This window comes from Vibrio sp. F13, assembly GCF_020806305.2.
Taxonomy (GTDB): domain Bacteria; phylum Pseudomonadota; class Gammaproteobacteria; order Enterobacterales; family Vibrionaceae; genus Vibrio; species Vibrio crassostreae_C.
This window is the reverse complement of record NZ_CP170175.1, coordinates 508,279-522,358: the sequence shown is the minus strand read 5'-3', so window position 1 is coordinate 522,358 and position 14,080 is coordinate 508,279. Positions and strand designations below refer to the sequence as shown.

Below are 14,080 nucleotides of genomic sequence, written 5' to 3'. Positions count from 1 at the left end.
TTTGCGAGGAATTGAATCCTGGTGGTTAATTATCTTAGCCACCATTTCTCTAATTATAATGTATAAAGACGTTAAAAATAGAACGATTTCAAACCTGGAATGTATTCTTGTATTGATAGTGGTCTTCCCTTTTTTTTTGTTGTATGGGGAATCCATCTCATTACTTTACGCTTTAAGCATTGTTGTTATTGGTGTGGTTCTCAACCAATTGTCTATCCTTGGTGCTGGTGATACAAAGTTATTAGCAGTTTACTCATTCGCCATCAGACCTGATTATTTATGGCCGATATTGTTCTTAATAGTATGTATCGGTGGCTTATTATCAGTGGTGTATTACGTATATGGGCGATTAACCAATATAGAAGAAACAAAGCAAAGAGGAGTTCCTTATGGCGTTCCTATTTGTATTGGCAGTTATTTAGGTGTGCTAGCCTCGTTATAAGGTCAACAAAGTGAAAAAAAACATCATTCTTGGTATGGCAGTCATCGCTATATTATTTGGCTTATATGGTTTGGCTGGTAGCTTATCGAAACAAGATCATGAGTCGACAACAATCAAAGAAAAAGAAGAAGTGACTGTCCAGGTATGGACACTTTTAGAAAATGTAACAAAAGGTCAACATGTTGAGCGTAGCCAACTAAAGCTACAACGTATTCCTGAAAACGAAGCAAACACAAAAGGTGTCGTAAGCGACATTGATTTAGATTTTGTTCCGGGCTCTGTTTATCGACAAAATATTATCGAAAATTCAGTGGTATTCCCTGAACTAATAATTAATCCTGAGCAAGATGGTTACGTAGAATTGGTTATTGCACCAAATCGCGTTCCATATGCAATTAAAACGGAAGTCGAATCAGTAGTTGGTGGAATCATAATGCAAGGCACTTTGGTCGATATACTCTCTATTTCGACGCCAGATACTTTATTAGTGGAAACATCAAGTAACCGTAAGAACTCGGTGTCTGTGACTCCTATAGTTATGGGAGTTAAAGTCCTTCAAGTCAATAAGCAGCTTATTGAAGCAAGCAGAACCTTACCTGAATCGACTGACATCCGATTGATTGTTGAACTGACTCGCAACCAAGTCGCCAAATTAACAATTGCCAAACATATTTCGTCATTGGAAGTTCATAAATCGATTGGTGAATACCAAAAATCAGACTTGCAGGCAGATGCAGGGGATGTTTTACCGGGCTTTAAATCGATTGTTGAGTTTAGAGCAAATCAAATCGTTGTAAATTAAAGCTTAGGTTACTATGCGTTTAACATATTTTAAATGGCTACTTTGTATGTTTGCCAGCACTCTATCATGCTCAGGATTTGCTCAATCCATCACAAATTTATCTAAAGGTGGGATGCAAACTATTACGGTTCTAGCTGATATCCAATCAGTTTTTATTTCTGACCCTGAAATTGCGGATTATCAAGTAATAGATGAACGTAAAGTGGTTGTCTTCGGAAAAAAACTTGGGCGAGCATCGTTAGCTATTTATGGTGAAGAGGGTAAAACATTGGCTTCTCGGAAGATCTGGGTTAACCCGAGTCTCGACCATATTCAACAACAAATACAAATATTGCACCCAAATGCGCAAGTCATCGCAGCAAATATTGGGGAACAAGTTGTTTTATCCGGAGTTGTTGCAACCGAAAACGAGCGCGACAAAATTAATGAGTTAGTTGGTACTCTTTTGGAAAAATCAAAAGAAGAGTACAAGCTAGAGTGGGACCTCGGTGATGACGAAACTCAAGAAATACTATTTATGAAACGCAACTATTTCGAAGGGGTTGTAAACAACATCGAAGTTTCGACGGTAAAACAAGTAAATGTGAAGCTGTCAATTGCAGAGGTATCACATTCATTTCTTGAAGAATTTGGTGTGAGTTATGGAAGTGAAGGTGCCGGGGCTGGTGTTTTTGTCGACAAGCTGACGAGCTTTAGTGCTTCTGACATTGTCTCTGTAATCACTGCGATTGGTAACGATACGGTAGGTCAAATCCTAGCTGAACCAAACCTTTCGGTTATTTCTGGTGAAACTGCGAGCTTTTTAGTTGGTGGTGAGCTTCCCGTTGTTACTGTTGTCGATGGCACAACCAATGTTGAATACAAAGAATTTGGTATTCGTTTAGAGTTGGCAGCCAAAGTTCACGATGACGATAAAATCACGTTGGCCCTAATGCCGGAAGTCAGTTCATTGGACACTCAATACAGTAATGAAACGTACGACCTGCCAGCACTAAAAACACGTCGAGCTAGAACAACAGTACAACTTGGTGATGGGAAAAGCTTCGTTTTAGGTGGCCTACTGAGTACCGAAGACAAAGAGTCATTGAGCAAGGTCCCATTCGTAAGCGAAATCCCTGTGTTGGGAGCCTTATTTAGAAATACGGGAACTGAGCGAAGTAAAACAGAATTGGTAATCGTCGCAACTGTGAATTTAGTGAAGCCAATCGAACCTAACCAAATACAACTGCCTACGATGAGAAAGACAACAACTTTGGAGCGTTTTTTCGTTATCGAAAATCAATATGAGCAAGTGAGCTCGATTTGGACTCAGGAAGTGTTGGCTTCAGGAGGATTCCAAAAATGATTATTAAAATGCATTTAAAGGCTCTATTTGTCGGTGTACTTGTTGTCGTTTCGAGTGGATGTGCGGAAAAGGTCCAAGAAAGGCGCGGTCAGTCGATTGAAGTCATACCCGTTGAACATACATACTCGTTTATCATAAAGAAAACAGGTCAAACAAAAGTAGAAGTATTTGAAATTATTGATGAAAATCTTGATGTACTGATTGAGAAAGGTAGCCAATTAGTCTGGCGCACACAGCAAGGAAAGCAACTAGCAGACCTTGCGGCTGAGTATATGAGAAGTAAAGGAGTCAACAGTAAGCTGATTTCCTTAGAAGGAACTGATACGCCTAACGAACGCCTATTTGATTTAACATTACGCTACACCCAATACAAAACTGTAACGAAGGTTTGTACCTATGAATCGATAGGTCGCTTTGGGTATGGAGAAACCGGGTGCTATGCTGATAATGCAAGATGGCAGTCCATGGTTAACCCTGAAAAAATGCTAAATAGTGTGCGATAGACGGTGATGACATGTTTGATCTTGTAGATATTTTAAAAACAAAAGTAGAAGAAAAAGTCGTGGTGCAAGAACAGATAACGTCTGTATTGTTCCACCAAACACAAGAATGTATTGATCTTGTTGAAGAAGCTTTTCGTTTTGAAGGAATTGTTCCTCCGTCAATGCTTAATAATTCAGATGAAAACATCAAACAACACGTACGTGAAGTTAATGTCGAAATTGCTATCGTAGAGTTGAATGTGACTGAAAGCGTCACTGAAGATATGAAGCGAATCAGTCATTTATTACCGAATAGTGCGTCAGTTATTGTCGTTGGTAGTGAAGATGCCATTTCGACTATACGTAACCTAAAAGAGATGGGATTTTATTACGTATTTTGGCCTATCTCTAAGACTGAATTAATCGATTTTGTTCGAAATGTTGATAATAATAGAAAGAAGAATAGCGGTTTAGGTAAGGACAGGACTGCAAAAAAAGTTGCGGTTTGGGGAACAAAGGGTGGTGTAGGAGCCACAATGTTAACGGCTGAAATAGCTTATGAACTCAGTGCGAAAAAGAAAAGTACCTGCCTTATTGTGGATCATGACTTCCGAGGTGGAAACCTTGATATTTTCCTTGGTGAAAAGCAGTTTCAGAAAAAGTCTGTCGCTCCAGGCGCGCTCACTACTGATTTAGACGTGAGTTATGCTAGTAGCATGCTTAAAAAAGTTAATAGCATGCTAGCTATTTTAGCTGTTGAGTCAGAAGACTTAAATGAACTTGAGCTCAAAGAATATGCTCGTGCTATGTCCAAACAATTGGCTGGGCAATATAACTTTATTTTAGAGGATTTATCGCGTTCTTCTAATACTAAAACTGACCTAAAGTATATCGCTGAAAATAATGACATTATTACATTGGTTTTAGAACCGACTATATCAAGTGTCCGCGAAACAAAGCGTGTATTAGCTTCATTGGAATACCTAAACTCAAGAGCTCGATGTATCGTTGTTGTTAATTATACGATGGTGGAAAAATCGGCAACAATTTCCTTAGATGAAATCAAACAGTTCTTAGGTCGAAATGTTGATGTGGTTTGTCCCAACGAGATTCAAGTTGGCAAGATGGTTTTAGAAGGTAAACATATCTATCAGCTGGGTCTTCCTATTAGTCAAAGCTTAAATCGATTAACGTCAATGCTTCTAGGCGAGAACGCTAGTAATACTGATACCTCGCTGCTGAAAAAGCTCTTTAAGAGGTTTAAATAATGGATCAAGCTAAATCTAACTACATAGCTATCCGTAACCAAATATTTGAAGCTCTAGACGCTGAAGCAGTCCACTCGTTGTCGAGGGAGGCTCTCAGCAAGCAGTTGACTAACGCGGTTGAAATGCTAATTGAGACTCACAGCTTCTCTGTTGCGACTGTTGTCAAGAATGAATATGTTCGAAGTCTGGTTGATGAATTACACGGTCTAGGCCCACTGCAAAAGCTGATGGATGATGACTCTATTAGTGACATCATGATTAATGGCTACAACAATGTGTTTATCGAAAGAAACGGCATTGTTGAAAAAGCACCTGTAAGTTTTATTGACGAGGCTCAGCTTCTACAAATAGCAAAGCGCATTGCTAGTCGAATTGGTCGCCGTGTCGATGATTCATCACCGACTTGCGATGCACGCTTACCAGATGGTAGCCGTGTTAATATTGTTACACCTCCCATCGCGATTGATGGTACATCCGTCTCTATCCGTAAGTTCAAAAAACAGAGTATAGACCTAGGGCAGTTAGTGGATTTTGGGGCGATAAGTCCTGAGATGGCCAAAGTGCTTATGATTGCTTCTCGTTGTAGGTTGAATATATTAATTTCAGGCGGTACAGGCTCGGGTAAGACGACGATGCTAAACGCGTTGTCTCAATATATTTCTGAGAAGGAGCGGATTGTTACCATAGAAGATGCAGCTGAACTGAGGCTTCTTCAACCCCATGTCGTTCGATTGGAAACTCGAACAGCAGGTATTGAAGGTACCGGTGCAATTACACAACGAGATCTCGTTATTAACTCACTTCGTATGAGGCCGGACCGAATAATCATGGGTGAGTGTCGTGGTGGAGAAGCATTTGAAATGCTTCAAGCTATGAATACCGGCCACGATGGTTCCATGTCTACTTTACACGCGAATACACCTAGAGACGCGATTGCTAGAGTAGAGGCTATGATCATGATGGCTACAAGTAGCCTTCCATTGGAAGCAATACGCAGAACTATTGTAAGCGCAGTCGATCTTGTCATACAGATTAGCCGCCTCCACGACGGTAGCCGGAAAGTGATTAGCATTACGGAAGTGGTTGGTATTGAAGGTTCGAATGTAGTGCTAGAGGAAATATTTAAATTTCAGCCGATGATTCAAAGTGAATCAGGCAAGGTCTCTGGTCGGTATGTTACCGCCGGTATGATGCAACGTTCCGTTCTGGTCGAGAAGGCAAAATTTTTTGGTTTAGAAGAGCAGCTTAATAGTGCATTTAGGGTTGGAGAGCCAGCGTGATTTATTGGTTAGCTTTGATATTTGGCGGAGCTGTAATGCTTATAGCGTTTTGGCCATCCACAAAAAAAGAACGTCACCAGTATTTACTGGAAGCTAATAAAACGCTCTATATAGAATCTATTGACGAATCTCAGCAAGCTGTAAATTTGAATGCTCTATCAAGTCAAACTTTGGTTCAAAAATGCAAAAGTAAGTTTGATAATGTAGTTCGTCAGCTTGGTCAATACGCCATGATAAAACTATTAGGGTACTTAGGTTTTCTTATTGTTTTTAGCAGTGTACTTAATCAGAAAATGATTAAAGTGGATGGTCAAATAGTAACACTTTCATTGGTTATTATTGGTCTATTCATAGGTTATCAATGGTTGCAGAATCGCGAACAAAGACGTTTTGAAGAAGCATTCCCCGATGCTTTGAGTATGCTGGCAAGTGCAGTAAGCTCCGGAGAGAGTATTACTCATGCGATTATTTACGTAGGTAAAACCCTAGAAGGTGAAGTGGGGAAAGAATTTAAGAAAATGGGGGAGCGCTTACAGGTAGGAGAATCGGTAGACTCTGTATTTAGAAAGTCGATTCAACGCTTCCCTTATCCTGCTTTTTACTTTTTTGTTATTACTCTTAGAGCAAATATGCAGAGGGGTGGACAGTTAAAACAAGTTATTAATAGGTTGAATCGCTTAATGTTTGATTCTAGATTTATTGAAAAGAAAAAGATGGCGATGACTTCAGAAGCTCGAATGTCTGCGAAAATTGTTTCGGCTATACCTATAGGCTTTATGTTTTTCATGCAATTTATCAGCCCGCAAAATTTTGACTTTGTAATGAATGACCCTGCGGGCAAGCCGATTCTTTATTATGTTCTGGCTAGTGAGTTTATTGGTTTGCTCATTGTTTGGTCCCTAATGAAAAGTGTAGAAAAGTAATGCAAACGCAAACGTTAATTTTTGTCTTTCTTGTTCTGCTATTCGCGTGTTTATCCTATCTATTTTTTAAGGTATACACCGAGATAGGTCGGCGAAGAATGCTTAATAAATTTTCACTTTTCGATGAACCTAAAGCCGAGGTGAGGAAAGGAGAAGGTTTAGATAATCTGTTTGATAACCTGTCATCGACTTTAACATCGTCAAAAGATGATATTGATAAAAAGTTAGATGACGCGGGGATTTATAATTCTAATATCTCGCAGTATTACATGCTAACCAAGTATGTTGTGGCCTTTTTAGGATGCGTTATTATTTACATATTGCTATCTAGGTTTGAATTTATACTTAACCAAATTATTGCAATGCTGGCCATTTGGTTTGTTTTGTGTGTCATTGCACCTGACAGTTACTTAGCGGTAAGGCAAAAAGCATTAAGACGAAAAATATCGAATCAATTACCATATCTTCTGGATCTGATGGCTATTTGTATCCAAACAGGAATGACTTTGGAGTCAGCTATGAGTTATTTGTCGCATGAGATGGAAGGGTTTGACAAGGATTTATCCTATCAACTAAATAAAATCAATGAACGTACTAAAATAGTAACTTTGGATATAGCGCTAGATGAGTTTTATAATCGGATACCCACTCCTGAGGTAAGAAGCTTTATTATGACTCTAAAACAAAGCCTAAAGTATGGGTCTTCAATCTTTGATGTGCTTACGACTCTCGCTTCAGATATAAGAGAAGTTAACATGTTAGGAGTCGAAGAGAAAATCGGTAAACTAGCAGCAAAAATGTCTATTCCACTAATCCTATTTATTATGATGCCGATCGTTATTCTGATTACGGCTCCGGGGATAATGAGAGTTATGGCCAATGTATAAAATAGTAATAGTGATAATTTTATCTTATTTTGTTTTTGGGTGTGCTAACAGTAGTTTGGATAGTAAATTGTCCGAATCCAAAGAATCAATATTAATCGAAACGAATAACTATCCCAAATTAATAGCTTATTATAAAGGTAAATTGAAAATTAAAGAAAGTGATTCAACTAGGATAAAGCTAGCAGAAGCATACGCGAATAATGGTGATTATGAATCTAGCTTATTTGTGATAACTCGTGTCAGAGAAAAAGAGTCGAATGTAAAAGCAATCGTTGTTGAGTGCAACGCATTGTTTGAGATCGGTAATATTAGAAAGGCTGAATTGTGCCTTCTGAGGGCAAATGAATTAGATAAAAACAACCCTGAAATTGAGAATCAATTAGGCATAACCTATGCGTATTTAGGTTATATAAAAAAGTCGAAGTACTATTTTGAACAATCTAGAGAGCACTTTGTTGATGATGTGAAAATCAAGAATAACTTAGCGATGGTTTCTATGCTTGAGGGGGATTTTGAACATGCAGCTTCTCTGCTTCTGCCTATCTATATTAAAGGGGCAAGTAATGAGAAAATCGAGACTAATCTTGTCTTCTCTTTAGTGAAAATTAATCAAATAGATTCAGCGAAAAAAATCCTAGCTAGTCGTTATTCAGAAAAAGAGTCATTTCAGATCATAAATGATATCAAAAGTAGCCAGTCTGTAAATTCGCCCATAATATAGGTGGTTTTATGCGAAAAACGAACAATAGAAAAAAGCACTTGGGCATTGCATCTATCGAGTTTGCTTTGTCATTTATGGCGTTTTGGTTGATGTGTATTACTTGGGCTGAGATGGGCTACATGTCTTATGTGTCCTCGGTAAGTGACTATGCAATCTCCGAGTCAGTAAGAGATGCAAAAGTTGTTATTCAAGATTCTAGCACTAGAGGTGAATCAGGCTCTACTACTGATTTTATGCAGTCATTTAAAAATTCGATTCAAGCACAGGGATCTCTTTGGGGAGAGATGATTGACCCTAATAAATTCAGGCTTTCCATTCAATATTTGGATGATATTCAGGCTTTGTCATCATATAAAGGAGAGTGTGAAATTGAAGATGACAGTTTATATGAGTTGGAATGTGGGGAGCCTGTGAATAGTGTCATGGCTGTATATCGAATTGATTATGACTTTAAACCTATGTTGTCGTTTTTAATTGACACAGAGACTTTATTCTCACGTGAAGTTATCGTGATTCAGGAGTACGAGCGTGATCAATTTAAGATATAGACAGACAGGAACGTTCTCTGTTGAATTTGCATTACTAGGTGTTGTTTTTGCAACACTCTTAATATTGACGGGAGACGTCATTATAAAGCTATCAATACAAGGGAAGTTGGACCGTTTGTCTTATTCTCTTGTGAATGTGCTAAAAGAAAGAACTCAATTGTATGGTAAGAATGATAACACTTTAACAACGGATGATGCCAAAGCACTATATAAGGTAGCGAGAAACTCTTTGGAACGTACTACCGGAAATTACAGCCAAGCTAATTTGTCAGGTACATTCGAAATGCTAAGTTTTGACTTAAATGGCAACTCAAATACTACGACGGTCAAGCGCGGTGGAGGCTGTACCTTGACAGAAACCATTCAGGGTCTTCAAGCATTATCTATGATGACGTCATGGGGAAGAAGAGCTACGTTGTATCGAGTAACTCTCTGTTATAAAACAGATAATTGGGCTGGTGAGTTATTCGAGACCGACTTCACAACGGTTCAATCTTCTTCTGTCATGATGGGTAGGTAGTATGCGTCAGTCGTTAAACAAACAGAAAGGACATGCTGCGATACTATTTGCTTTACTCATCCCCGGCTTTTACGGTTTGTTTGCATTAGGAATCGATGGTGCCAGAGCTATACAAAATCGTGCTCGTCTGGGAGATGCTGCTGAAGTAGCTGCACTCGCACTTTCTGCGCAAAATAGCACAAGTTCACAGCATAATACTGCACTAGCTCGTTTATATGTAGATGCCTATATACGAGATAAAGAAACAAATGTGCCTATGAATATCGTTAGGACGGAGTGTCAGTTGACGGATCAAACTCAATGCGAAGGCGGTGCGAGGTATAGTCAGTATGATATTTCTATAACTACCACGCATGAATCTTGGTTTCCCGGTAACGAAAACTTTGTCGGCTTAGATGAAAAGTATTCTGTAAGTCATGCTGGTACAGCGAGAAAATATCAAGGTGACTCCATTGATATTGCATTCGTGACAGACTTTTCAGGTTCAATGGATTATTGGTGGGGTACAAAGAGAAAATATCAAGAGGTACAAGATATTATTTCGAACGTGCTCGTTGAGTTGGATAAATTTAACCAAGAAAGCGCCTCACCCGATGAGCTTAATAAGGTTGCCTTAGTTCCTTTTGCCGCATATTCGGTCGATGGGGTTGGTCGTCGGTGTAATGGTAGTAGGAGTAAAAGAAAAATATATTATTCAAACCAAATCGTGTTCGGGTGGAGCGATAAACAGAGTGCGAAAAATACAGTTGAAGATTTATGGCAAGTAAAAGAATCCGATGAGCGTTGTGATTATGTTGCTAATTATGATTATTATACCACCCCACTGACGTCTGATTTAGACAGTATTGACGATGATATTAAAAGTTTTTCACCTGATGGAGGTACAGCTTCTTATCAAGGTATTATGCGAGCAGCGCAAATCTTAAAAGCGACAAATAAACCAAACCCACGGCGGTTGATCGTTATACTTTCTGATGGAGACGACAGTGATTCGGATATGGCTAGCGCTTTGGTGGAGGAAGGGATGTGTACTGAAATTATCGACGGGCTGAGCTCTGATAGAACTGTTTCTGGGCGGCCAGTGACGGCACAGCTCGCTTTAATTGGCTTCACTTATGATGTTAATGACAATAGAGCTTTAGCTGACTGTGTTGGTGAAAGTAATGTTTACGATGCCTCCAACCCAGAAGAACTGTTGGAAATTATTCTAAACCTAATTTCAGAAGAAATTGGACATATTAAGTAGTAGGAAAGTTCATGAATCCACTAAAGTATTTATTTATCGCTCTTTTCTTCTTCGTGTATAGCGCGGGGAGTATAGCCAAAGAGAAAGAAGTCATGTTTAACGAGTATTGTGCAAAAGAAGGGATGGACATTGAGCGCTCTGTTAGAGTGGGAGAACCTATCTCTATTATCCCAAATGCTGGACCTTTCAGCATGCTTGAAACGACGAGTAAACACGAACTTAATAAAGATTTGCGTCAGTTTTTGATTGGTGAGGTCGGCGTCAGCGAAGGTTGTAGCGAGTTTCTAATCCTTAACGGTCAGTTAGAAAATGGAAGGCAAGACGATCCTTTGGCAAAAGTTTACTTTTCTTTCGACCGGTCTCAGTTAACAGACTCTTCTCTCTATATTCTGGATAAAATTGTAAAGTTAGCATCGTTGTCTAGTAGTAAGTTTTTGCTCGAAGGTCATACTGACAGCGTAGGAAGTTCTGATTACAATCTAGCACTTGGAGAACAGCGTGCGAATTCAGTAGCGTTTTATCTTCAATCAAAAGGGGTTGAAGGAATTAGCATTTTATCGAGTGGCGAATTAGCACCTGTAGACACTAACTCCACAAGTCAGGGAAGAGCGAATAACCGACGTGTCGATGTGATGGTAAATTAGATTCAACAAAATAAAGGATACAATTATCGATTGTATCCTTTTTTGGTGTCCTAATTTATTTTGAGAGTCTGGAACCCAAAATAAATACGCATGAACGTGGTTAGCCAACATGCCGCACCAAAGGTGTAAGCGATAACCGCAAAATGTTGAGGCCAAATACAGAACGCGATGAAACAAGCGATGGTTTCAGTGCCTTCGGTTAGCCCTGACATGTAGTACAGAGACTTATGCTTATAGACTGGGTTTTCGATGCCTCGCTTGCCTGCCATAACCGCAAACGCTAAAAAGCTGCTGCCTGTGCCGATAAAAGAGAAGATCAAAAACGCACCGGCAATGGCGTTGTGTTCTGGGTTGGCAATGACAAATCCAAAAGGGATCAGCGAGTAGAATAGGAAATCTAGGCTGATATCGAGGAAACCGCCCGCATCACTAATGCCTTGGATTCGAGCCAAGGCTCCATCAAGCCCATCACATACTCTATTAAACACAATGAAGCCTAACGCCCACTCATATTGTTGAAATGCCAACGCTGGAAACGCTAAACACCCAATCAGAAATCCGAATAACGTGGTTTGATTGGCCGTGATACCCAATTGGTTTAGTAATTTAGCAGACTGATTTAATGGCCACTTAATGACCTTAATGGAGTACTTATCCAGCATGGTTACTTCTCCATGGCCAAGACAGTACTTCTGCCCCTTGAGGTACATCGGCTTCGTCGTGCGTGACCATTAATGTAGGGATATTCGCTTTGGTCAGCTGTTCGAAGACCCAATCGCGAAATTGTGCTCTGAGCTCTTGGTCTAACTTACTGAACGGTTCGTCAAGCAGGGCGAGTTTAGGCTTGGCTAACAACATACGAGTCAAGCTTATTCTTGCGCGTTGACCGCCGGATATTTGATCCGGGAAAGATTCAGCTAAGTGAGTTAGCTCTATGTCTTTTAGTGCAGCCATTGCTTGTTTTTGGCGAGCGGAACCTTTAACAGAGTTCGGTAACGAAAAGGCCAAGTTTTCCCATACTTTGAGGTGCGGAAACAACAAGTCATCTTGAAACAAAATACCGACTTCACGCTGATGTGATGGAAGCTCGTCGAGCTGAATATTGTTCAACACAACGGTGCCAGAGTACGAAAACTCTTCACTTAAGTGACCAGCAATCGCATCCAGTAAGGTCGACTTTCCGCAGCCACTCGGCCCCATCAAAGCCAGTATTTGGCCAGATTCTAATGTGACGTTTAGCGCTGAGAACAGCGAATCTCCATCGGTTTTACGGATGGCGAGGTCGTTGAGGTACAGACTCATTACTTAGGAAACCTTTAAAAGTAAGACGGCGATATCTGAGTTGAAGTCGGCTGACTAATATCGCTAAAGAGAAAAAGAACAGAGGCAATAGGGCCTGCCAAATGGCATAGATTGCTGTCACCCTGCGGTCGAAACCACTGGTAAGTGCAACGGCTTCTGTGGTGATCGTGCTAATACGGCCCGCGCCGAGCATTAATGTTGGAAGGTATTGGGCCAAACTCACGCTGATCCCGACCGCCCAAGCAAAGGCAATCGCAGGAAGCAAGATTGGTAGTTTGATCGAATACCAACTCTGAAATGGCGATTTACCTAGGCTCAGCGAGGCTTTAATCAACCCATCATTGAAGCTTTTCCACGGGCCATCCAAAGACAGGTACACAAACGGGAAAGCAAAGAAAACATGCGCCCAAATCACCCAGAACTCATAGGCACTACTGCCGATGTAGAGGGTCGTGACTTGCATACCAAACAACACTGAAAGCTGTGGTATTAGCATTGGAATCGCGATAATGAAGCCCGGAACTTGCCACTTGTATTTGATTCTGTATTCGTGAGCAACCAGCGCAAGCAACAAAGCGATTGAAGCAGCAATCAGACCAATCCATAAGCTTTGACCAACGGTGCTCATGATGCCTTCCCACTCGAACTCCCAGAAGCGCGTGCTGTAGCGGCTCGGCAGTAAATCAGGGAAGCGCCAACGCTGAGCAACGCTCCAAATTACCATTAAAGGAATGATCAGCAGTGAAAGGCTAGCAAGGACAGTGAATACCGTTTTCCCCGGAAGGTTTGCCCCTGTTCTTCCGGAATACTGCCAAGTTCGAAAGTACTTAAGAACCGCCCATTCAACTAAACGCGCCAAGGCGATGATCAACGAAGCTAAACCAAACAAAACGATGGCACCAGCAGCAGCTCGCGGAAGTAGGTTAAGATCCGGATCGTTGAACCATTGCCATACCAAAACGGCAAAGGTCGGCGGGTTGGTTGGGCCTATGATCAAAGCAATATCGACAACCGAGACACTGTAAGCGAGTACCGCCAGTATTGGGAAACGAAGCTTAGTAAACCATTGTGGGAAAATACATTTCCACCAGATCTGAGCGCGGCTGTAACCGAGCGATGCACTGACCTTGGTGATACGCTCTACATCAATTTGCTGAAGTATCGAAATGCTCATCAGCAATAAGAAGGGGACTTCTTTGAGTGCGAGCATAATAATTAAGCCGAACGCGTATGGGTCTTTCACCAATAACGCCAATTCAGAGCTGGTAGCCGATTCGCCGAGCAAGTGATGTACCGCTCTTGCGCCAAGCCCCGTTGGACTAAACAGAAAAGCAAAGCCGATAGCGAAAGCTACATGTGGAATGGCAAGCATTGGCGATAGCGTAAACTCAATCTTTCTCCAAAACTTGTTTCCCCAAGAGGCTTGAAGAATACAAAAGGTCAGGAAGCAGGCTATATAGCTGCTTGCAATTGCTGAACCTAGGCTTAAGCCAATAGAGTGCCAAGCCCCTTCCCATTGAAAGACTTGGCTAAAACCGTTGAGTGTCGGCTCCTCTAAACCAAGGGGCGGGATGAAACTCAGTGACGAAGCCACGACTCCCGCTACACCAGGAATGGTCGGGATAATGCATACAGCTATAACAACAAAATATAGAGCGCGTAGCATGAAG

Annotated in this window: 16 protein-coding genes; 13 read left to right on the top strand and 3 right to left on the bottom strand. The window is 40.8% G+C overall.

Going from position 1 to position 14,080, the window contains the following annotated elements; all coding sequences use genetic code 11:
• The first annotated feature begins 1 nt into the window (after position 1).
• The 13 genes from LMH68_RS02340 (at position 2) to LMH68_RS02280 (ending at position 11,108) form a co-directional block, all read left to right on the top strand.
• Complete coding sequence (locus tag LMH68_RS02340) at positions 2-442, top strand: prepilin peptidase (protein ID WP_267868947.1); 441 nt, start codon at positions 2-4, stop codon at positions 440-442.
• Positions 443-452: 10 nt separating this feature from the next.
• Complete coding sequence (gene cpaB, locus LMH68_RS02335) at positions 453-1,244, top strand: Flp pilus assembly protein CpaB (RefSeq protein ID WP_229647185.1); 792 nt, start codon at positions 453-455, stop codon at positions 1,242-1,244.
• A 46-nt stretch (positions 1,245-1,290) separates the two neighbouring features.
• Complete coding sequence (locus tag LMH68_RS02330; protein WP_229647186.1) at positions 1,291-2,589, top strand: type II and III secretion system protein family protein; 1,299 nt, start codon at positions 1,291-1,293, stop codon at positions 2,587-2,589.
• The gene (locus tag LMH68_RS02325; protein WP_017065348.1) at positions 2,586-3,092 is read left to right on the top strand and encodes a hypothetical protein; all 507 of its coding nucleotides are present in this window, start codon (positions 2,586-2,588) and stop codon (positions 3,090-3,092) included. Before LMH68_RS02330 ends, LMH68_RS02325 begins: the two co-directional genes overlap by 4 nt.
• 11 nt (positions 3,093-3,103) lie before the next feature.
• The gene (locus tag LMH68_RS02320; RefSeq protein WP_229647187.1) at positions 3,104-4,339 is read left to right on the top strand and encodes an AAA family ATPase; all 1,236 of its coding nucleotides are present in this window, start codon (positions 3,104-3,106) and stop codon (positions 4,337-4,339) included.
• A complete protein-coding gene (locus LMH68_RS02315; protein ID WP_229647188.1) occupies positions 4,339-5,619 on the top strand; it encodes a CpaF family protein in 1,281 nt (426 codons plus the stop codon). Before LMH68_RS02320 ends, LMH68_RS02315 begins: the two co-directional genes overlap by 1 nt.
• Entirely contained in the window at positions 5,616-6,542 is a 927-nt protein-coding gene (locus tag LMH68_RS02310) for a type II secretion system F family protein (RefSeq protein WP_413755453.1), read from the top strand. Before LMH68_RS02315 ends, LMH68_RS02310 begins: the two co-directional genes overlap by 4 nt.
• On the top strand, positions 6,542-7,429 hold the full coding sequence (locus LMH68_RS02305) for a type II secretion system F family protein (protein WP_017065757.1): 888 nt from the start codon (positions 6,542-6,544) through the stop codon (positions 7,427-7,429). Before LMH68_RS02310 ends, LMH68_RS02305 begins: the two co-directional genes overlap by 1 nt.
• A gap of 67 nt (positions 7,430-7,496) precedes the next feature.
• Positions 7,497-8,150 carry a tetratricopeptide repeat protein gene (locus tag LMH68_RS02300; protein WP_413755451.1) on the top strand — a complete coding sequence of 218 codons (654 nt, stop codon included), beginning with the start codon at positions 7,497-7,499 and terminating at the stop codon, positions 8,148-8,150.
• An 8-nt stretch (positions 8,151-8,158) separates the two neighbouring features.
• Positions 8,159-8,698 carry a TadE family protein gene (locus tag LMH68_RS02295; RefSeq protein WP_017065354.1) on the top strand — a complete coding sequence of 180 codons (540 nt, stop codon included), beginning with the start codon at positions 8,159-8,161 and terminating at the stop codon, positions 8,696-8,698.
• Complete coding sequence (gene tadF / locus LMH68_RS02290; protein ID WP_102333168.1) at positions 8,679-9,218, top strand: tight adherence pilus pseudopilin TadF; 540 nt, start codon at positions 8,679-8,681, stop codon at positions 9,216-9,218. The genes LMH68_RS02295 and tadF overlap by 20 nt, the downstream gene beginning before the upstream one ends.
• A gap of 1 nt (position 9,219) precedes the next feature.
• A complete protein-coding gene (locus LMH68_RS02285) occupies positions 9,220-10,464 on the top strand; it encodes a TadE/TadG family type IV pilus assembly protein (protein ID WP_102333169.1) in 1,245 nt (414 codons plus the stop codon).
• 11 nt (positions 10,465-10,475) lie between these two features.
• Positions 10,476-11,108, top strand: coding sequence for an OmpA family protein (locus tag LMH68_RS02280; protein WP_017065357.1), 633 nt, complete (start codon positions 10,476-10,478; stop codon positions 11,106-11,108).
• 50 nt (positions 11,109-11,158) lie between these two features.
• Here the strand turns inward: LMH68_RS02280 and LMH68_RS02275 are convergent, their stop codons facing one another.
• From LMH68_RS02275 to LMH68_RS02265, 3 genes are read right to left on the bottom strand one after another with little or no spacing between them, the layout of a single operon-like run.
• Positions 11,159-11,770, bottom strand: a complete 612-nt coding sequence (locus LMH68_RS02275; RefSeq protein ID WP_017065358.1) for a CDP-alcohol phosphatidyltransferase family protein — start codon at positions 11,768-11,770, stop codon at positions 11,159-11,161.
• Positions 11,760-12,410 carry an ATP-binding cassette domain-containing protein gene (locus tag LMH68_RS02270; RefSeq protein ID WP_017065359.1) on the bottom strand — a complete coding sequence of 217 codons (651 nt, stop codon included), beginning with the start codon at positions 12,408-12,410 and terminating at the stop codon, positions 11,760-11,762. Before LMH68_RS02270 ends, LMH68_RS02275 begins: the two co-directional genes overlap by 11 nt.
• Entirely contained in the window at positions 12,376-14,076 is a 1,701-nt protein-coding gene (locus LMH68_RS02265) for an ABC transporter permease (protein ID WP_229647191.1), read from the bottom strand. The genes LMH68_RS02270 and LMH68_RS02265 overlap by 35 nt, the downstream gene beginning before the upstream one ends.
• Between the last annotated feature and the right edge of the window lie 4 nt (positions 14,077-14,080).